General features: G+C 46.5%; 22 protein-coding genes. 16 read left to right on the forward strand and 6 right to left on the reverse strand.

Annotation, left to right across the window (positions count from 1 at the left end):
* Nucleotides 1–15: 15 nt before the first annotated feature.
* A protein-coding gene (locus ABVN36_RS21575; RefSeq protein ID WP_223367361.1) for an IS1 family transposase occupies nucleotides 16–713 on the reverse strand; the annotation gives its coding sequence in 2 pieces (ribosomal slippage) (nucleotides 16–464 and nucleotides 464–713; 699 coding nt in all).
* A 41-nt stretch (nucleotides 714–754) separates the two neighbouring features.
* On the opposite strand from ABVN36_RS21575, the gene ABVN36_RS21580 reads away from it, so the two are divergent.
* Nucleotides 755–2,284, forward strand: coding sequence for a helicase-related protein (locus ABVN36_RS21580; RefSeq protein ID WP_162623953.1), 1,530 nt, complete (start codon nucleotides 755–757; stop codon nucleotides 2,282–2,284).
* Between the two features lie 94 nt (nucleotides 2,285–2,378).
* Here the strand turns inward: ABVN36_RS21580 and ABVN36_RS21585 are convergent, their stop codons facing one another.
* From ABVN36_RS21585 to ABVN36_RS21595, 3 genes are all read right to left on the reverse strand, one after another.
* Entirely contained in the window at nucleotides 2,379–3,608 is a 1,230-nt protein-coding gene (locus ABVN36_RS21585; protein ID WP_033903661.1) for an integrase domain-containing protein, read from the reverse strand.
* A 327-nt stretch (nucleotides 3,609–3,935) separates the two neighbouring features.
* A complete protein-coding gene (locus tag ABVN36_RS21590) occupies nucleotides 3,936–4,961 on the reverse strand; it encodes a site-specific integrase (protein ID WP_001536726.1) in 1,026 nt (341 codons plus the stop codon).
* 3 nt (nucleotides 4,962–4,964) lie between these two features.
* Entirely contained in the window at nucleotides 4,965–5,597 is a 633-nt protein-coding gene (locus ABVN36_RS21595; RefSeq protein WP_000616878.1) for a phage repressor protein CI, read from the reverse strand.
* Between the two features lie 119 nt (nucleotides 5,598–5,716).
* Between ABVN36_RS21595 and ABVN36_RS21600 the strand changes: the two genes are divergently transcribed.
* The 15 genes from ABVN36_RS21600 (at nucleotide 5,717) to ABVN36_RS21670 (ending at nucleotide 15,347) form a co-directional block, all read left to right on the forward strand.
* Complete coding sequence (locus ABVN36_RS21600; protein WP_000102102.1) at nucleotides 5,717–5,959, forward strand: Rha family transcriptional regulator; 243 nt, start codon at nucleotides 5,717–5,719, stop codon at nucleotides 5,957–5,959.
* A 32-nt stretch (nucleotides 5,960–5,991) separates the two neighbouring features.
* The gene (locus tag ABVN36_RS21605; protein ID WP_000460858.1) at nucleotides 5,992–6,501 is read left to right on the forward strand and encodes a phage regulatory CII family protein; all 510 of its coding nucleotides are present in this window, start codon (nucleotides 5,992–5,994) and stop codon (nucleotides 6,499–6,501) included.
* A 7-nt stretch (nucleotides 6,502–6,508) separates the two neighbouring features.
* Nucleotides 6,509–6,709, forward strand: coding sequence for a phage filamentation protein Fil family protein (locus tag ABVN36_RS21610; protein ID WP_023138936.1), 201 nt, complete (start codon nucleotides 6,509–6,511; stop codon nucleotides 6,707–6,709).
* Complete coding sequence (locus tag ABVN36_RS21615; protein WP_000963479.1) at nucleotides 6,673–7,014, forward strand: DUF5347 family protein; 342 nt, start codon at nucleotides 6,673–6,675, stop codon at nucleotides 7,012–7,014. Before ABVN36_RS21610 ends, ABVN36_RS21615 begins: the two co-directional genes overlap by 37 nt.
* A 67-nt stretch (nucleotides 7,015–7,081) precedes the next feature.
* Entirely contained in the window at nucleotides 7,082–7,315 is a 234-nt protein-coding gene (locus ABVN36_RS21620; RefSeq protein ID WP_023138935.1) for a DUF2732 family protein, read from the forward strand.
* Entirely contained in the window at nucleotides 7,315–7,542 is a 228-nt protein-coding gene (locus tag ABVN36_RS21625) for a TraR/DksA family transcriptional regulator (protein ID WP_000785510.1), read from the forward strand. Before ABVN36_RS21620 ends, ABVN36_RS21625 begins: the two co-directional genes overlap by 1 nt.
* The gene (locus ABVN36_RS21630) at nucleotides 7,539–8,123 is read left to right on the forward strand and encodes a 3'-5' exonuclease (protein ID WP_001090717.1); all 585 of its coding nucleotides are present in this window, start codon (nucleotides 7,539–7,541) and stop codon (nucleotides 8,121–8,123) included. The genes ABVN36_RS21625 and ABVN36_RS21630 overlap by 4 nt, the downstream gene beginning before the upstream one ends.
* On the forward strand, nucleotides 8,120–8,980 hold the full coding sequence (locus ABVN36_RS21635; protein WP_023138934.1) for a DNA adenine methylase: 861 nt from the start codon (nucleotides 8,120–8,122) through the stop codon (nucleotides 8,978–8,980). The genes ABVN36_RS21630 and ABVN36_RS21635 overlap by 4 nt, the downstream gene beginning before the upstream one ends.
* On the forward strand, nucleotides 8,971–11,400 hold the full coding sequence (locus ABVN36_RS21640; protein WP_023138933.1) for a replication endonuclease: 2,430 nt from the start codon (nucleotides 8,971–8,973) through the stop codon (nucleotides 11,398–11,400). Before ABVN36_RS21635 ends, ABVN36_RS21640 begins: the two co-directional genes overlap by 10 nt.
* A 153-nt stretch (nucleotides 11,401–11,553) precedes the next feature.
* The gene (locus tag ABVN36_RS21645) at nucleotides 11,554–11,742 is read left to right on the forward strand and encodes a hypothetical protein (protein ID WP_023138932.1); all 189 of its coding nucleotides are present in this window, start codon (nucleotides 11,554–11,556) and stop codon (nucleotides 11,740–11,742) included.
* A gap of 10 nt (nucleotides 11,743–11,752) precedes the next feature.
* Complete coding sequence (locus ABVN36_RS21650) at nucleotides 11,753–11,986, forward strand: DinI-like family protein (protein ID WP_001217575.1); 234 nt, start codon at nucleotides 11,753–11,755, stop codon at nucleotides 11,984–11,986.
* A 113-nt stretch (nucleotides 11,987–12,099) separates the two neighbouring features.
* Nucleotides 12,100–12,777 (forward strand): hypothetical protein, encoded by a 678-nt coding sequence (locus ABVN36_RS21655; protein WP_000700647.1) that lies wholly within the window; start codon nucleotides 12,100–12,102, stop codon nucleotides 12,775–12,777.
* Between the two features lie 351 nt (nucleotides 12,778–13,128).
* On the forward strand, nucleotides 13,129–14,235 hold the full coding sequence (locus ABVN36_RS21660; RefSeq protein WP_001655629.1) for a hypothetical protein: 1,107 nt from the start codon (nucleotides 13,129–13,131) through the stop codon (nucleotides 14,233–14,235).
* Nucleotides 14,236–14,262: 27 nt separating this feature from the next.
* The gene (locus ABVN36_RS21665) at nucleotides 14,263–14,682 is read left to right on the forward strand and encodes a hypothetical protein (RefSeq protein WP_015406340.1); all 420 of its coding nucleotides are present in this window, start codon (nucleotides 14,263–14,265) and stop codon (nucleotides 14,680–14,682) included.
* A complete protein-coding gene (locus tag ABVN36_RS21670) occupies nucleotides 14,682–15,347 on the forward strand; it encodes a hypothetical protein (protein WP_023138931.1) in 666 nt (221 codons plus the stop codon). The genes ABVN36_RS21665 and ABVN36_RS21670 overlap by 1 nt, the downstream gene beginning before the upstream one ends.
* 69 nt (nucleotides 15,348–15,416) lie before the next feature.
* On the opposite strand, the gene ABVN36_RS21675 is transcribed toward ABVN36_RS21670, so the two are convergent.
* The gene (locus ABVN36_RS21675) at nucleotides 15,417–16,451 is read right to left on the reverse strand and encodes a phage portal protein (RefSeq protein ID WP_023138930.1); all 1,035 of its coding nucleotides are present in this window, start codon (nucleotides 16,449–16,451) and stop codon (nucleotides 15,417–15,419) included.
* Nucleotides 16,451–18,217 carry a terminase ATPase subunit family protein gene (locus tag ABVN36_RS21680; RefSeq protein ID WP_023138929.1) on the reverse strand — a complete coding sequence of 589 codons (1,767 nt, stop codon included), beginning with the start codon at nucleotides 18,215–18,217 and terminating at the stop codon, nucleotides 16,451–16,453. The genes ABVN36_RS21675 and ABVN36_RS21680 overlap by 1 nt, the downstream gene beginning before the upstream one ends.
* Nucleotides 18,218–18,352 lie beyond the last annotated feature (135 nt).

Raw genomic sequence — 18,352 nt, forward strand, 5'->3', positions numbered from 1 at the left:
GGTAATGACTCCAACTTATTGATAGTGTTTTATGTTCAGATAATGCCCGATGACTTTGTCATGCAGCTCCACCGATTTTGAGAACGACAGCGACTTCCGTCCCAGCCGTGCCAGGTGCTGCCTCAGATTCAGGTTATGCCGCTCAATTCGCTGCGTATATCGCTTGCTGATTACGTGCAGCTTTCCCTTCAGGCGGGATTCATACAGCGGCCAGCCATCCGTCATCCATATCACCACGTCAAAGGGTGACAGCAGGCTCAGAAGACGCTCCAGTGTGGCCAGAGTGCGTTCACCGAAAACGTGCGCCACAACTGTCCTCCGTATCCTGTCATACGCGTAAAACAGCCAGCGCTGACGTGATTTAGCACCGACGTAGCCCCACTGTTCGTCCATTTCAGCGCAGACAATCACATCACTGCCCGGTTGTATGCGCGAGGTTACCGACTGCGGCCTGAGTTTTTTAAGTGACGTAAAACCGTGTTGAGGCCAACGCCCATAATGCGGGCAGTTGCCCGGCATCCAACGCCATTCATGGCCATATCAATGATTTTCTGGTGCGTACCGGGTTGAGAAGCGGTGTAAGTGAACTGCAGTTGCCATGTTTTACGGCAGTGAGAGCAGAGATAGCGCTGGTGTCCGGCAGTGCTTTTGCCGTTACGCACCACCCCGTCAGTAGCTGAACAGGAGGGACAGCTGATAGAAACAGAAGCCACTGGAGCACCTCAAAAACACCATCATACACTAAATCAGTAAGTTGGCAGCATCACCTGAAGAATATAAATATTTTGATACAGTGACAAAAGCTGTTATTGATTTTAATATATCTGGTGATTTCGAATCTGATTTCGATTTGATTTTTAAAATTGGTTCTCAACATGATTCAAATCTTGTCTATGTTTCAAGTAAATCACAGTGTGTAAATAAGGCAATAGAGTTTTCCAATTTTCTGATTTCAAAGGGCACAGCAATCGTTAAAGATGAAGAGCTAGTTGCCGAATCGAAATTGATTTCTGAGTTTATCCATAAAGATTTTTCGTTACCTCATCTATTAAAATATGGTATTGCATATCATCACGGAAACTTGCCAGCATTCATTCGGAAAAGAATAGAATTTCTTTATGCAAATAAAAAAATCAAGTATATATTTTGTACTTCCACTCTTTTGGAAGGTGTAAATCTTCCGACTAAGAATGTTTTTATTTATCCTTTCGGTAAAGCAAATAGCAACAATGGTTTTTCTCTGGATTTTTGGAACCTTGCTGGAAGAGCAGGTCGCTATAAGAACGAGTTGACAGGGAATATCATTTGTATAGGCAACGAAGAAAACTCTTGGGATGAATTTGAAACTTCTGTTGCTAATAAAGATCAAATAGAAATTGATAACGAAATTTCACCACTTCTAAAAGCTCATCGGAAAATACTTAATTATCTTAACGAGAGTGTAAAGTCTCCAGATCCAAAAGTGGTTGAAATTTCAACCATGATTTTATCTGAGGTTTTAACATATATAAATGAAGGTAAAGTCGGTGGGTTACTGGGGGCATTCGATTCAAAAATTAGACAAAAAATTATTTCAGCAGGAAGAGCTCATTTAGCTAAGAAAAATCTTCTTAACATTGATGTTTCTACTTTTTCAGAAAATCATCGTTTTGACTCTGACATTCAATCTTCAGCGTATAAATTAGCCTCTAACAGCAATAATATTTTAACAACTTTTCAGAAAGAAGATGTCTTTAAATATTTACAAAAAATAAATGATGTCTATAAGATAGTCAAACCAGTAGGGATTCTTCCTTTTAGTATCATGACCTATTCTTGGTTAAGAGGTGAACCTATTAATGTAATTATAAGTAACGGTATTAGGTTCAGCAAAAAAGTCTGTGAACCTTCGCCTTATCGTTGGGTTGATTTTGATGGTAGCAATTCATATCATGTGAATTTAAAAATATTAGAGATAATTAATTCAATTGAGACCGATATAACTTTTAAATTGGAAAGTGCTTTGGCTCATTATTATCAGTTATGTAAATCTCTACATGGCGAGGATGCATCAGGTATAAACTTATCTAAATTCGTTGATTATGGAACAATTAATGCTAAGGAAATGTCTTTGCAAGAATACGGTTTTTCAAGGGCTGCCGCATCTGAGTTATTAAAAAAATACCGAGTTTTCGTTGAGTTTGATAGCAATGACGGGTTGAAAAGAATTAACGTCAAGGGGCTTTTGAATTCTGTTGGCAGTGGAGGATTACTTAAAAAAGAAATTGAATGGCTTAATATTTGATTTTAATATAAGTGGCGATAACTTACCACTTCGCCACTTACACTTTTTCAGTTTGGGAATATACTACTGTATAGTAACTCTTAGAGATTAGTATTTATGCAATGACAGTTTTATATTTTTGAGACAATATATTGTCACTCCACCACTGCATGAGAACCATTCGTTCTGCGAGATACTCGGCACGATTATAGGCTGCAATTATTTCATCTTTCTTCGAGTGGGCAAGGGCCGCTTCTAAGACATCTGTCCTGAACTTACCAGACTCCTCTGCAGCCGTTCGCGCAATAGATCTCATTCCATGAGCTACAAGCTCACCTCCGAAGCCCATACGGATTATGGCCGCATTAGCTGTTTGTTCATGCATATGGTTAAGAGGAGCCTTTATGCTTGGAAACACCCATTCACGATGCCCACTTATCGCTTTCATTGACTCCAGGACTCTCAAAGCTTCTTTGCTTAGTGGAACTTTGTGAGGCTTCTTCATTTTCATAAACTCAGCCGGGATGTTCCACATTGAATTATCAATATCTATATCAGCCCATCTTGTGCGAACAGCCTCACCAGGACGAACCCAGGTCAGTAACTGCCATTCAATCAGTAATCGTGTCTCCAAACGGACAGAGGCATTGTTTAACACCAATAGGAAGCGGGGTAACTCGGAAGGGGGTAGTGCAGGCATATTCTGCTTTTTAGGCTTACTGAACCGTTGCCCAAGGTTGTCAGCCGGATTGAATTCGATAAGTTCCTCAGTTGCTGCATAACGGAAAATTTCATTTAATCGGGAAATGATTCGCCGTAAAGTTTCGAGGACTCCTCGTTTTTCTATGGGGTCTAAATGCTGTTTAAGCATTTTAGGGCGAATCTCCTTAATGGGGGTATCACCCAACGTTGGAAAGATATTTCTCTCCAGGCTTCGCCAGATGTCGTTAGCATGATCCTGGGAGATGCCTGACGTTTTGACTTTCTCATCAAGCCACTTCTTGGCTACTGCTTGAAATGTATGTTCCGTGGCATTCTTTAATGCATTAGCTTTATCGTTGTTATGGACTTGAGGGTCCGTGCCATTCGCAAGCAAGGAGAGGTATTCATCACGTAAGGCTCTTGCTCTTGCCAGGGTAAGGTGAGGGTAGGTCCCAAGGCTCATCTTGGTTCTTTTCTTACTCACTGGCACTGCATATCTGAAATACCAATTCTTCTTCCCTCCTTTTGCGAGAGGAGCGATTCGTAGGATCAAACCATCCCCGTCAAACAAGTTGATTTCTTTGTCTGCTGGCTTGGTGCTTTTGATTTCAGTGTCGGTGAGTTTCTTCGCGATCTTTGCCATTTTGGGACCCTCGATTTTTGGACCCTTTGCCTTGGGTCCCATTCAGGGTGCCATAACTCGTAGTTCTCAGCAATTCTCACTGGACGACAATAGACGTAAAAAAGCCCGCAGAGCTTGTGCTATGCGGGCTTAGTAGATTTCATTGTACTTCAAACAACTAAAAAGTGGTGGAGCTGGCGGGAGTTGAACCCGCGTCCGAAATTCCTACATACCATTTTTAGTATAGTAAAAACAGTGTATTGCGTTTAAAAACAGCGGGTTAGTATTATTCAGTGTTCGTCCGTTTTACGCATTTTTAATGCCCTGCCGCCAAAATGCCGCCATAAATTAGCGTTTCCAATTGAGGTTGTGAAGCGGGTTTTTTGTCACTGCGTCTTCGAGGTGGTCAGGGGCAAAGTGAGCGTAAACCATCGTCATTTTTATATCTGCGTGGCCCAGAATATCGCGCAGTACCAGTATGTTTCCGCCGTTCATCATAAAGTGGCTGGCGAAGGTATGGCGCAGCACGTGGGTACATTGGCCTTCTGGTAGCTCAATACCAGCTCTTTTTACTGCACGCTCAAAAGCTTTTCTGCATGGCGTGAATAGCTTCCCTCTGTTTTTGGGGAGTTCGTCATACAGATCCTGAGATATTGGCACGGTACGGTTTTTCTTGCCCTTCGTCTTGGTATAAGTGATGCGGTATTTTGATAGCTGATGGCCCTGCAGGTTTTCAGCTTCACTCCATCGGGCGCCAGTTGCCAGGCATACTTTTGCAATCATCAGCAAACTGGGACTCTGAGAATCAGCACAGGCATCCAGTAGACGTTTAATTTCTTCCGGTGCCAGGAACGCCAGTTCGCCCTCTGCGATTTTGAATGTTGGCAGCCCAGCGAGCGGGTTGGGTGCTGACCAGTGGCCCAGCTTTTTCAGTGTGCCAAAAACAGATGATAGGTTACGTTGTTCAAGGTTTACCGTACGGGGCTTAACTGGCGACATAAGCACGCCATCTTCATTTTTTACTTCACCTTTTAACCGTGCTTCCCTGTATTTCGTAAAATCGCCTGCGGTTAACTCTGAGGCAATGGGATCGCCCAAGCCATTACAAATAATGCTGAGTTTTGCCATCAGGCGTTTGGGGTCTGCCAGCGTCTGCCCATAAAGTGAATGCCACTGATCAATCACTTCTGACAAATGCCGCCGATCTTCCTTCTCCCCCAGCCACGGTTTTTTGTTCACCTCATCCATGGTGTGGTTTTCGAATGCTATGGCCTCGCCTTTAGTCGCAAATTGCTTGCGTACACGCTTGCCATCCCGTCCGTTCGGGTAGCATTCACACAACCATTTTCCGTTAGGCTGTTTTCTGATGCTCATAAGTTAGAGGCTCTTGATTATTTTTAAAGCGCGGCCCACTACCTCAATGTCGTCTAGGCTGCACTCAAAGGATGATTCGTCTTGATGCACCACCAATCTGTTTCCTGGTAGACGTGTTAACTTAACGATACTTTTTATTCCGTCGATATCTACCAACCATATGCCATTAACTGGTGGAGTCTGGCTGCGGTCTACTAAATAAGAATCTCCAGCAGTATTAACTAACAATAGGTCGCCTGAGTCTGAGGGAAGCAGGCTGGTATCAATGATTGCTTTTCCTGCCTCAACCAATAAACCACCGTTGAGAGTTGCCTTGTCAATTTCAGGGGAAACAAGTTCCGAAAGAGGTTTAACTTTGGCGGAGTTCACGAAATTGATATCTTTTTTATGGTCAATATTTGAACCTGGCTCTCCCTGTCCGGTAGTGAGCCACAGTAACGAAACTCCCGTTTCTAAAGCACACTGAATCACCCATTCCGCCGGAAAACTATCTCTTAAGTATCTGTTTGCCATGGTGCTTTTGGATGCACCCAGGTGATCACACAGTTGTTGTCTGGACTTAAAATCGTAGGCAGCCATTAACCTATGTATCGCCTCTCTTCCCCCGGTATTCTCGCCAGCTTTCACCTGTATCATTTTTCAATCCTATTGACGTATCAAAAATTGGATCGTAGTATCTCGATGTATCAATTATTGAATCAAATAAAACAAGATAAAACGACGTAAACCAAACCTTAACCGAGAGATATTGCACTATGAGCACTGATATTTCAATTCGTGTACCAAAAGAGATGGCAACGCCTGCTGAGTTCGCGGAGTGGGAAGGTATCTCCCGTGGCTCCGTGTATCAAAAAATTCACCATGGTAAGCTTGCTAAGTACATGGTGAAGAAAGAAAAAAATAAAGGACGTGTAAGCCTGCGGTACCTGATGTACAAAACCGACCAGGTTCGTGAGTCTCTTGGTCATTCCAACTTCCGCGTCATTGTTGGTCAGTAAGTTCGATTATGAGAACTTTCTAAGGGGCTTGCATGTTTGATTATAAGATTTCCAAACATCCACACTTTGACGAAGCCTGCCGGGCTTTCGCGCTGCGTCACAATATGGCGAAGCTGGCAGAACGCGCAGGAATGAATGTCCAGACGCTGCGCAATAAGCTGAACCCGGAGCAACCGCATCAACTTACGCCGCCGGAGATCTGGCTGCTGACTGATATCACAGAAGACTCAACGCTGGTTGACGGTTTTCTGGCTCAAATCCATTGCCTGCCGTGCGTGCCATTGAATGAAGTGGCAAAAGAGAACCTGCCGCATTACGTCATGAGTGCAACTGCGGAGATTGGGCGTGTAGCTGCAGGCGCAGTATCCGGTGATGTGAAAACCAGTGCAGGCCGCCGTGATGTGATCAATAGCATTAACTCTGTTACGCGCCTTATGGCACTTACTGCAGTTTCATTGCATGCGCGTTTGCAGGCTAATCCGGCGATGGCAAGCGCAGTAGATACCGTGACGGGCCTCGGCGCTTCGTTTGGTCTGATCTGAGGTGGTTATGCTGACTAAAGAACCATCTTTTGCATCACTGCTCGTTAAGCAAAGTCCTGCAATGCACTGCGGTCATGGCTGGATTATGGGGAAGGATGGCAAGCGCTGGCATCCGTGCCGCTCTCAGGATGCGTTGCTGGCTGAGCTGTCCGCTAAAAAGCAGGGGAAACCATGGCTATTGAAGGCGATGCTGCGACTGTTCCGCTAAGCGCTGGCCTCCGTCTTAATGGGTTAAACCACATCGCGGAATTAAGGGCGAAAGTGTTTGGCTTAAATATTGATTCAGAACTGGATCGCTTTATTAGCGATATGCGGGACCAACGGGATATTAACCATGAGCAGAATAAACGCGCACTAGCCGCAATATTCTTTATGGCAAAGATTCCGGCGGAACGTCATAGCGTCAATGTTAGTGAACTGACGACTGACGAAAAGCGGGAGCTGATTAAAGCAATGAACCATTTCCGTACAGTGGTGAGTTTATTTCCAAATCGGCTAGCCATGCCGAATTAACCAACAACCGAAATTAAAGGCGTAAACCCGCCGGGCTTCTTATTGCCCAAATTCAGGAGAAACAACAATGCGAAATATTGAAATCCGAATCACCAAAACAGGACCAGATGATGCTGGCCTTAACCAGATGCTGACTGATGCACGCATGGAAGAACGCCGTGGACGCGCTGATGTGATGGCAGCACGTCTGGACTCTTTGGCTGCCCGTATCGTGTCACGTCAGCTTAACCACACGGAAGCGGCTGAGCTGCTGCGTCAGGAAGCGGTGAAGATTCAGAACGAAGCGCAGGAGATCCACTGATGGCTGATTCAATGGACCTCGTACAGCAGCGCGTTGAAGAAGAACGCCAGCGCCACATTCACACCGCCCGCAATAAAACGCCGGGCGTTTCCCGTGTTCTCTGCATTGATTGCGATGCACCGATCCCGCCAGCACGCCGCCGCGCCATTCCGGGCGTGCAGTGCTGCGTCACCTGTCAGGAAATCGCAGAGCTGAAAGGCAAACACTACAATGGAGGTGCTGTATGAATACCGATAAGATGACAATTAGCCAACGTGCAAATCAATGGCTTGATAATGACTACTTATTTATTGATACCGAAACGACCGGGTTGGGTGATGATGCGGAAATAGTTGAAATATGCATTATTGATAGTCATGGGTTTATTATGCTTAATACGCTTATTAAGCCCACTAAGCCTATCCCTGATGAAGCAATAGCAATTCATGGAATTACTAATGAAATGGTTGCTTTTGCCCCTGCTTGGACTGATATATGCGGGGCAGTGGAGGAACTATTTCGGCGCTTTGGGTTTGTTATCTATAACGCCGATTTTGATCTCCGGTTAATTCGTCAGACCTACGCATTGAATGAAAGACCTTCTGAAGGTGCGCCATGGATGCTTGCTGCTCATTCTGTTTGCGCGATGAAGCTTTATGCAGAGTATCGAGGCGAGCCGGGACGATTTAATGGCTATAAATGGCATAAGCTGGTTGATGCTGCTGCGCATGAAGGTGTTGTAGTTGAAGGTAAGGCGCACCGTGCTTTAGCTGATTGCAAAATGACGTTAGGGCTTGTCCGTGCTCTGGCTAAAGGTGGTGCTAAATGAGCGCCATCCTGAAATGGGCGGGAAATAAAACCGCCATCATGCCGGAACTGATTAAGCATCTGCCTGCAGGTCAGCGACTGGTGGAGCCGTTCGCCGGTTCCTGTGCTGTGATGATGGCAACAGACTATCCTCATTATCTTGTCGCGGATATTAATCCAGATCTTATCAATCTCTATAAAAAAATTTCCCTTGATTGTGAAGCTTTCATATCACGCGCAAAGAGTATTTTTGCGATTGCGAATAGAGAAGTTGCTTATTACAACATTAGGCATGAATTTAATCATTCCTCTGAAATTACTGATTTCATGAAAGCAGTATATTTCCTTTATCTCAATCGTCATGGTTATCGTGGACTGTGCCGCTATAACCTGAGCGGTCATTTTAATGTCCCTTACGGTAATTATAAAAATCCGTACTTCCCTGAAAACGAAATACGTGCTTTTGCAAAAAAGGCACAACGCGCAACGTTTATCTGCGCCAGCTATGATGAGACGCTGGCAATGCTGCGGGCGGGGGATGTGGTTTATTGTGATCCGCCATATGACGGCACATTTAGCGGTTATCACGCTGCCGGTTTTACCGGGGACGATCAGTACCATCTGGCGTCTATTCTTGAACGCCGGTCATCAGAAGGTCATCCGATTATTGTGTCCAACAGCGACACCTCTCTGACACGTTCCTTATATCGTAATTTCACCCGCCACCGCATCATCGCAAAGCGCAGCATGGGCGTGGCTGCCGGTGATAGTAAAACTGCAGTAGAAATCATCGCCACAAAATCAGCATGCTGGTTTGGTGTTGATTTGGCGTCTGGTCCTGATATCTCGGTGGAAACTGAGGTGCGGGCGTGGCAGTGAGTAAATTCACATTACATAATGCACCAACCACCGGCGGTTCGAATGAGGCCGCCGTGGTCTTTCCATGGAATACCCCAAAAAAAGCGGTTAACCCGTATCTGGACCCGGCGGAAGTTGCGCCGGAGTCTGCGCTTTCAAACCTGATCGCTCTTTACGCTGCGGATAACGAGCAGGAGCAGTTGCGCCGTGAGACGCTGAGCGATGAGGTCTGGGAACGCTATTTCTTCAATGAATCCCGAGATCCTGTCCAGCGTGAAATAGAGCAGGATCGGCTGATTAGCCATGCCAAAACGGCGCGTGAGCAGCAGCGTTTTAATCCCGATCTGGTCATTATTGCCGACGTGGGCGCCCAACCGGCGCATATCAGCAAGCCGCTACTTGAACGGATTAAATATTTCCATAGCTTGGGCAGAGCAAAAGCTTATTCCCGCTACCTGCGCGAAACAATCAGGCCGTGTCTTGAGCGGCTGGAGCGCGTGCGTGACAGCCAGGTGTCTGCGTCTTTCCGGTTCATGGCGAGCCACGACGGGCTGGAGGGGCTGCTGGTACTCCCTGAAATGAATCAGGATCAGGTCAAACGCCTATCCACGCTGGTTGCGGCACATATGAGCATGTGTCTTGATGCGGCCTGCGGTGATCTGTTTGTCAGTGACGATGTTAAACCAGAAGAAATCCGCCAGGCATGGGAAAGGGTTGCTGCAGAAGCCATGCGCCTTGAGGTCATCCCGCCAGCCTTTGAGCAGTTGCGCCGCAAAAAGCGCCGCCGTAAGCCGGTGCCTTATGAACTGATCCCACCGTCGCTGGCCCGTATGCTGTGCGCGGACTGGTGGTGTCGCAAATTGTGGCAGATGCGCTGCGAGTGGCGGGAGGAGCAGTTGCGCGCCGTCTGCCTGGTCAACAAGAAAGCCTCACCGTATGTCAGCTACGAAGCCGTGATCCACAAACGCGAGCAGCGCCGCAAATCGCTGGAGTTCTTCCGCTCGCATGAGCTGATCAACGAAGACGGCGACACGCTGGACATGGAAGACGTGGTGAACGCCAGCAACAGCAACCCGGCGCACCGCCGTAATGAAATGATGGCCTGTGTTAAGGGGCTGGAGCTGATCGCGGAAATGCGTGGAGATTGCGCGGTGTTTTATACCATCACCTGCCCGTCACGCTTCCACGCAACCCTCAACAACGGCAGGCCTAATCCGAAGTGGACCAGTGCCACGGTCCGGCAGAGCAGTGACTATCTGGTTGATACATTCGCCGCTTTCCGCAAGGCCATGCACAAGACCGGGCTGCGCTGGTACGGCGTCCGCGTTGCAGAGCCGCACCATGACGGCACCGTGCACTGGCATCTTCTGTGCTTTATGCGCAAAAAAGACCGTCGTTCCATCACCGCGCTGCTGCGTAAGTTTGCCATCCGTGAAGACCGCGAGGAGCTGGGCGCCAATACCGGGCCGCGCTTCAAGTCCGAGCTAATCAACCCGCGCAAGGGCACGCCGACAAGCTACATCGCCAAATACATCAGTAAGAACATCGACGGGCGCGGGCTGGCTAAAGAAATCAGCAAAGAAACCGGCAGACCACTGCGTGACAGCGCCGAGCATGTCAGCGCCTGGGCGTCGCTGCACCGTGTCCAGCAATTTCGTTTCTTTGGTATTCCGGGGCGTCAGGCATACCGCGAGCTGCGCTTGCTGGCAGGTCAGGCGGCGAGAGTACAAGGCGAACGCAAAGCGGGTGCGCCGGTACTGGATAATCCGCGTCTGGATGCGGTACTGGCAGCTGCGGATGTAGGTTGCTTTGCCACCTACATCATGAAACAGGGCGGTGTACTGGTTCCCCGCAAACATCACCTTGTCCGCACAGCTTATGAGCTTAACGACGAACCGAGCGCCTACGGCGATCACGGTATCCGTATCTATGGCATCTGGTCCCCGATTGCAGAGGGCAAGATTTGCACGCACGCGATGAAGTGGAAAAAGGTTCGTAAGGCCGTTGACGTTCAGGAGGCGGCAGCCGACCAGGGCGCTTGCGCCCCTTGGACTCGTGGCAATAACTGTCCCCTTGCTGAAAATTTGTACCAACAAGGGAAAGACAAATCAGCTGATGGGGATACCAGAACGGATATCACCCGCATGGATGACAAGGAGTTGCACGATTACCTGCACTGTATGAACAAAAAAGAGCGCCGGGAACTGGCTGCAAGGTTACGCCTGGTGAAACCGAAACGGAGTAGAGACTATAAACAGCGAATTACAGACCATCAACGACAGCTGCTCGTCTATGAACTGAAGTCCAGAGGATTTGATGGCAGCGAGAAAGAGGTCGATTTACTCCTTCGCGGCGGCAGTATTCCGTCAGGAGCAGGCCTGCGTATTTTCTATCGGAACCAGCGTTTGCAGGAAGATGATAAGTGGCGGAACCTGTATTAATTACTCTGGTTAACAATTCGTGCTCTTAATAATACCAGGCATATCAGGCTGATAAGCGTAAAAAAACGTTTTACATCAGTAAGATTATTATATACTGTAAATATAAACAGTGGTTATGCATACAGTATTGCGTGTGGTGTCATAGGAGGAAAGATGCAGGACTATTTTTTGGAGTCTTTGAAGCTCCAGCGCATTGATTTTTTTCTTAAGCTTGTAGCGGCTAGTGAGTGTAGTGATGAAGAGAAGGGGCTGGCTCTGCAGTGGGTTTCTGAATTGACTGATGAACTCATGGCAAAAATCAGAAGCCACAAATACAACCGCTCAATGGATGTCATCAGCTGAGGTGACTTTTATGCGCATTGAAATAATGATCGATAAAGAGCAGAAGATTAGCCAGTCTACCCTGGACGCCCTTGAATCCGAGCTTTACCGCAATCTGCGCCCCCTGTATCCCAAAACGGTAATCCGTATCCGTAAAGGTAGCTCTAACGGTGTGGAACTGACCGGACTGCAACTGGACGAAGAAAGAAAACAAGTGATGAAAATTATGCAGAAGGTGTGGGAAGACGACAGCTGGCTGCATTGATTTTGTCAATAGACGCTTGTTTTTACTAATCAAAAAGGGTTACATATGAGTGAGAGGCGATGTCAATCAGATATCGCCTTGTTTTTTGTCAAGAAAAGAATAATAGGCTAAAAATGAAAATTAATAATGTAGCGTTACCAATATCTCTTGCTGTAATCCTAACTGGTTGCGTACCACATGCTTCTAACCGAAATATCACTGCTATTGAAGTGGTGAAGCCTGCTATTGGGCAAAGTGCTACCGCCTACATGGGCGATCCCATTATCACATCTGCTACTGGATTTAAAACGGACGTATTAGAACTTGGTGCGGCTAATGGTGCATTGTCTTCTATCGCTGCTGGTACATATTGCAGTGAGGGGAATGGAATTTACCGCAATTATCATAACCCTCAAGCTGTTGCGTTAAAAAATCTCTATGGGCAAATCGGTAACTATGTTGATTATGTTAGTTACGATGCTGCAAAAAATGAGATATCACCGCCAAATGGCACTTCTTATACTGCATCAGAAATTTCTATCAAACGTGTTCCTGATGGGCTGTGTCGAGTGAGTAACTCATTGGTTAAGACTATCGAATACAATGGAAATGCAGGCGGTGTAATGAAGTTCACCTATCGTGAATTTGCAAACGATATGGCTCGTGCAGCATTTACAACAGATTTTTCTGTAGATTCTAAGGGAAGTGATGTTATCGCTTACAAAGGTGCCAAGTTCAAAGTGAACAAGGCTGATAACTCGTCTATTTCTTATACAATTATTTCTGGCTTTGACAAGGCTGTCACGTTCTAGGTTTCACGCTTACTGAGTATGTTACGATTTTGCACATTCTGCATAAACGCGCATGTCTATGCTGCATGAGATCGCATGATCGTTTGAGGATCTTTTGTGTTAAGGCCCGCCAGTTCTGGCGGGCTTTTGCGTAGATCATGCAGGTGCATGAAAACCACTACATAAAGTGGGCAGGCGTGGCGGGGATACGAGCGCGCGCTCGCTTAGTTTTGTAACACTCTGAGTAAGGTCGCTTTTTGGAAGCAAATGGCTTGCAAATTTTTTCAATATTGAGGTAATTTGATAGGTATCGAAGGATAAATTAAGACAAGAGCAAATTCTTATTGCTTTTTGGATGACTAGGTGCAAGTTATGACAGGTAGTGTCCCAGTAGTGCTTTCTGAGTCTGAGTTAAAGTCGATCTTGACCTTAACTGAACGTTTCACATGGAACGTTGCAAGGCCAATTATTGCTTCTTTAGGGCTGCCAACAGGTAGGGGGCGTGAAGCAACAAACGAAAAAATACTAGAAAGCCTCATTGATCTTAAAAGTAAAGATAGGCAAAAGTTTGATGGCATTATGGCAAACGTAAATGACCTAATTTTTGGTCAGGTCGTTTATGGTGAAAAAGCAATATTTAGTTTGACTGTAGATAATAGTGTAATTAAAACACTAAATGACAGATTTAGTTTTCAATGGAATTTGATGAATCAACCATCATTATTGGTTGATTCGATCCTTGATGATGTCCAATTGCAAAATGCTGTAAAAAATCAACCTGAACTTGTTAACTATTCTATTCAAAATACCCAGTCAATTCTTGTTTTTTCATCTGTCAGAGAATTAGTCGTAAGAGAAAAAATTCCCCCGTCAGCACTTGCACAATACAAGCAGTTTGATGAAATTATTGCAAAACGAAAAGAAAAGCGGCAGTGTTTTGATGTCTGTATATTAGACTCTATTACTAATAAAATTCATGTTTTGGTAGATACTAATGGTAATATTATTGGTGATAATGTTACTTTTGCAAAGAGTAACATTATTCGTGAATTGTATAATCATGTCGGTTATGATTTTAAATCATCGGAAAAAGATTTTTATCCGTTGATTGAGCCAATTTTCAAACAAAATGCATTGCCTTATTCAAAATTAAGCTATAAAGTCTTTGATTTGTCATTTTTGACCAATGAGGGGACCACGCATAAAGAAAAGAAAAATGTGGCCACTAAAGACTTACGTGATGACTTGTTTAATAAGGAAGGTATCAAAGCAGTAGGCAGTATTGGTTTGTATCGTATTGGAATTAGAGTTGATAGAAATAATCCAAAACTGCAATTAGCGGATAACGTAGAGCTTATCATTCCAGGAACACTCCGCAGGCATCTGGGAGGGAGTAGTTGCTCTCCTGTTAACTATGCTATATTAAGTAAATGTATATCCAAAGATGATTTCGAAACCCTCACAAAGCTGATATTATAATTGGAGTCAGCAATGAAGGATGGTGATATGCCCAAGATCATCAAAGAAATGTGTGCGGAACGCCCTGAAATTGGGGCGTTAGCTTGCTATTTGTACGATGAAATCGAGGCAAGGGCTAAAAAATCATCTAATATAGCTTTAAGTTATAAGGATTTGTTTAATATAGCTGGTGGGTATAACAAAATTTTACAGCCAGAAACGTATGAGCAGGTTATCTATCCGGCCATCCAAATTCTTTGTAGCCCAAAGGTTGATTTTTTAAAACTCAATTATTGGTTCATTGATGATTTTCATGACCCTGTAGAACTTGAAATAGAGGAAGTTATTGAGGCGGAAATCAGTCAATCTTTAGCAAACCCATTTACAGGGGAGCTTATGTATGACTATAAGTCATTCGTCTTTCCTTTTTTTACATTAGATGAATCTAAATCAAAGGATATTATCTGATGTTAAAAATGTCTGCAGCAATGAGTTTGGCTGATATTGATAATGATATTTTTCTTCAGCGTATTAATGCTTCTATTACTCGTGTTAGATTTGCACTTCAATCGTACGATAATTTCAAACAATTTGTCAGGATTGAACTTGATTCTGCTGTAAAGGAAATAGAAGAGAATTCAAATAAGTTGAACTTCGATTTGACAGAGGATCAGCTTACTTTAATTTTATTGGCTAATATCAAAAATAAAGATATGGGTATTGAAGCATATCATGAAAGTAATCAGCGCGGACATTGTGACATTACAATAAAACTAAAGGATTATATTTGGCATGGCGAAGCCAAAAAACATACATCTTCATATAGTTATTTATTTAAAGGGTATGCTCAACTCACTGAGCGATATAGTACAGGGACCGTAAACAGCGCAAGTGGTGGATTGATTATCTATACTCGTAATAGGAAATGCAATGAAATGATGACCAACTGGAAGGCTCATTTAGATAAATCCGCACCAAGAATTCATGCCTGTAAATCTATAACAATTACTCCTTGTCAAAAAAATCCATTGGTTTTTTATAGCCAGCATGTTCACACAGTTACTCAACTGAATTATGAAGTTATTCATTATCCTGTAAATCTATATCATGAGCCTGTAGATCCGGATCTTTGAGTTCTAATGCTCATGCCTTGGTGATTTTAAACTAAAGAATAAAAGCCTGTTTGTACAGGCTTTTAAATATCATTCAATACCTAAATTATAATCTTCAAAACGCATGACATCTTCTACAAGCCAGTCGTTCAATTCCTGAAGGCGCTTCTGCAGAGGTATCAACTCGTTGCGAACAAAGACGCGGCTGGCTTTCTCCACATCCCCAAACCCCCCAACATTACTCGGCATAATCCCCATCATCTGCGGCGGCACGCGATGCGCTGCCATCATGTCATCGCGGCTCACGTTCTTGATGTTCAGAAACTCATCCTTTGCCGCCACCTCTGACAGAGGGATTATCTGAATCCCGTCCTTTTTGCCGTTGGGCGAGTACATAAACAGGTTGCGGAAGTTGCCCGGTCCTTTGGCGCTTTTCATAGCCTGGCGGATGTTGTTCACGTCCTCCTGGTTCTGCGCTGCGTCGGTCATGTACATGATAAATCCCGCATGGCTGCCGTTGATGTAGTACTTCCGGCGGAACAGCGTGGCAGACTCGTTTAGCAGGGCTGATGGAATGGCAGAAAGGTAACCCGGTAGTCCATAGATCTCCTGGTTAATGTCCGGTTCCATCAGGTGAAAGATGCTGCCTTTGGTGAACTCGTAGGGCTGCGTGGTCATGCCATACTGCACAAACCAGTAGGTGTTGAGGTCAACGCCTCGCCGTGTGTACTTCGCCAGTGCTGGCTCAAGTGAGAGAACGCCGCCGAGCCGGTTCGTGCGTTTCTCCAGGTAGGCGTTACCAAAAACCAGATAGTCCTGCACAAAACGTGAAAAAGCCTGCTGGCTGAGCAGCGGGTGAGGGATGTAAGTGCTGGTCAGAATGTTGCATTTCACCGCAATTGGTGAGCTGTGATGTATGGCTGCGCGGAAGGTGCGCGCCAGCCCGTCGAAACTCACTGGTGGCTCATACCAGCGGTCCATCTGTACGCATTCCACATAGTCCAGTAATTCGCGGCGGTCCAGAACAGGAACGGGATCACCGAAGCTGAATGCTTCGGCTGAAGTTTGGCTTTTATGCTTGAGCTGATTCGTCGCCGCAGCGCGGTTTTTCTTACTCTTTCCCATCAAAAAATCTCCACAATATTACTGGTATTGGCGGACTCGCCCTGCAGTGGTTCGTTAAACAGTGCGTGCATTGTTGCCCAGGCCAGATCGGCGTGGCTGGCTTCTTCGCTGCGGCTGGCTTCATAGGTCGGGCGGTTGCCGCTGGCGGTGGTGGCGCGACGGATTGCCATAAATGATTGCGCAATGTCGGTGTGCCCGGCGTCAAACTCCAGACGGCGGTGGCTGATAATGTCGTAGGCCTTGAGTACCAAGGCGTTTTTAACGTTGGGGTTGTAGACAAACTCCCGGACGGCAGGAAAGAACGCTTTCACATTCTCGTAAACCCCGTGACCAACGCCGGTCGAGTCGATACCTATGTATGTTACGTTGTACTGTTCAGTCAGTTTTTTGATGGCGTCAGCCTGGGCGCGGAAGTCCATCCCGCGCCACTGGTGACGCTCAAGAATGCGAAACTTACCGCCTGGCACGGCTGGCGGTGCCACCACCACGCATCCGGCGCTGTCGCCGTTCTGCGTACCTTTTGCCGGGTCATAACCGATCCACACTTCGCGCCAGCCAAACGGGCGCAGGGCCAGAGCATGAAAGTCGGTCCAGACTTCCCAGCTGTCCACCATGCACGCCTGCAGCTCGCTGAGCGGAAACACGGACGCGAGATCGTCCACAAACTCGCACATCAGCAGGTTCTGGTATTCGTCCGGGCTGTACTCCATGCGCAACTGGTCAAGGTCGAACAGGTTACAGCCGCCGCGCACCGCATCTTCCACGGTGACTATCTGGCGGTATTGCCCGTCTGCGCACAGCAGGCCGGGGGCCAGATTGCTGTGGGACAGGTCGATGTCCACCTTGTCGGCTTTGCTGCGCCCACGGTTGAACAGCGCACCGGACCAGAACGGATAAGCACTGTGCGTCAGGCTGGATGGCGTGGAAAAATAGGTTTGTCGCCATTTTTTGTGAATAGCCATACCGGAAGCCACTTTGCGCAGCTCCTGGAATTTCGGTATCCAGAAATATTCATCCAGATACAGGTTGCCGTGGTAACTCTGGGCTGTGCGGGCATTGGTGCCGAGGAAGTAAAGCGTGGCCCCGTTAGGAAGCACCATCGGATCGCCTTTCAGCTCCACCTCGACTTCTTTAGCGAAGTCGATGATGTACTGCTTAAAGACGTGAGCCTGTGCCTTACTGGCGGAAAGGAAAATCTGGTTACGTCCGGTAAGCAGGGCGTCAATCAGGGCTTCACGGGCAAAGTAAAAGGTCGCGCCGATCTGGCGTGACTTCAGCAGGTTACGGATGCGGTTGATTTTTCCGGCTTCCCACCAGTGGCGCTGGTAGTTGAACATGGAGGAATGGAAGATTTCTTCCAGCTTCTCAATTTGTTCATCGGTGAAGACATTCTTTTCCGGCTGACGGCGCGGGCCTTTGTTGCGGTTGGCGACGTTTGGGTTTAAGTCGGCTTCGTTGCCGCCATTGTTAAACTTGCCGATCCGCGCGTGGCGTTCAGACTGGCGCGCCAGCAGGTCAATCTCTTTGAAATCTTTCCCTTCTTTCTGCTCCTTCATAATGAGCTGGCAGTAGCGTGCGGCGGTGGTGAGCTGCATCTGATCCAGCGGCCCATAGTCGCCCCACTTGTCGCGTTTTTTCCAGCTGTGAACGGTTGCAACTTTTTCGCCCAGCATTTCAGCAATGCGGGCTACGCGGTATCCCTGAAAGTACAGCAGCATGGCCTGCCTACGGGGATCGAGGTCTGCGGGGGTCAGTGTCGTGTTCATGGCCCAAACATACGGCCTTGGATGGCTGCTTTCCCCGGCTGCGGTTTGTGTGGTTTACCGTACAAATACAGCGCGTTGTCTCACTCCCCCTATCACCGCAAACATAAGGCTCCAGTAAGTTATTTCTAACGGAGC

It is taken from the genome of Salmonella sp. SJTUF15581 (genome assembly GCF_043356775.1).
GTDB classification, from domain to species: domain Bacteria; phylum Pseudomonadota; class Gammaproteobacteria; order Enterobacterales; family Enterobacteriaceae; genus Salmonella; species Salmonella enterica.

Bases quoted from the DNA above. Each gene is read 5' to 3' on its own strand.
- ABVN36_RS21660 (WP_001655629.1), top strand. From the start codon at position 13,129: ATGACAGGTAGTGTCCCAGTAGTGCTTTCTGAGTCTGAGTTAAAGTCG.
- ABVN36_RS21615 (WP_000963479.1), top strand. From the start codon at position 6,673: ATGGCTATTGAAGGCGATGCTGCGACTGTTCCGCTAAGCGCTGGCCTC.
- ABVN36_RS21675 (WP_023138930.1), bottom strand. From the start codon at position 16,451: ATGGGAAAGAGTAAGAAAAACCGCGCTGCGGCGACGAATCAGCTCAAG.
- ABVN36_RS21670 (WP_023138931.1), top strand. From the start codon at position 14,682: ATGTTAAAAATGTCTGCAGCAATGAGTTTGGCTGATATTGATAATGAT.
- ABVN36_RS21645 (WP_023138932.1), top strand. From the start codon at position 11,554: ATGCAGGACTATTTTTTGGAGTCTTTGAAGCTCCAGCGCATTGATTTT.
- ABVN36_RS21630 (WP_001090717.1), top strand. From the start codon at position 7,539: ATGAATACCGATAAGATGACAATTAGCCAACGTGCAAATCAATGGCTT.
- ABVN36_RS21665 (WP_015406340.1), top strand. From the start codon at position 14,263: ATGCCCAAGATCATCAAAGAAATGTGTGCGGAACGCCCTGAAATTGGG.
- ABVN36_RS21650 (WP_001217575.1), top strand. From the start codon at position 11,753: ATGCGCATTGAAATAATGATCGATAAAGAGCAGAAGATTAGCCAGTCT.
- ABVN36_RS21635 (WP_023138934.1), top strand. From the start codon at position 8,120: ATGAGCGCCATCCTGAAATGGGCGGGAAATAAAACCGCCATCATGCCG.
- ABVN36_RS21680 (WP_023138929.1), bottom strand. From the start codon at position 18,217: ATGAACACGACACTGACCCCCGCAGACCTCGATCCCCGTAGGCAGGCC.
- ABVN36_RS21590 (WP_001536726.1), bottom strand. From the start codon at position 4,961: ATGAGCATCAGAAAACAGCCTAACGGAAAATGGTTGTGTGAATGCTAC.
- ABVN36_RS21610 (WP_023138936.1), top strand. From the start codon at position 6,509: ATGCTGACTAAAGAACCATCTTTTGCATCACTGCTCGTTAAGCAAAGT.
- ABVN36_RS21620 (WP_023138935.1), top strand. From the start codon at position 7,082: ATGCGAAATATTGAAATCCGAATCACCAAAACAGGACCAGATGATGCT.
- ABVN36_RS21600 (WP_000102102.1), top strand. From the start codon at position 5,717: ATGAGCACTGATATTTCAATTCGTGTACCAAAAGAGATGGCAACGCCT.
- ABVN36_RS21585 (WP_033903661.1), bottom strand. From the start codon at position 3,608: ATGGCAAAGATCGCGAAGAAACTCACCGACACTGAAATCAAAAGCACC.
- ABVN36_RS21655 (WP_000700647.1), top strand. From the start codon at position 12,100: ATGAAAATTAATAATGTAGCGTTACCAATATCTCTTGCTGTAATCCTA.
- ABVN36_RS21625 (WP_000785510.1), top strand. From the start codon at position 7,315: ATGGCTGATTCAATGGACCTCGTACAGCAGCGCGTTGAAGAAGAACGC.
- ABVN36_RS21595 (WP_000616878.1), bottom strand. From the start codon at position 5,597: ATGATACAGGTGAAAGCTGGCGAGAATACCGGGGGAAGAGAGGCGATA.
- ABVN36_RS21605 (WP_000460858.1), top strand. From the start codon at position 5,992: ATGTTTGATTATAAGATTTCCAAACATCCACACTTTGACGAAGCCTGC.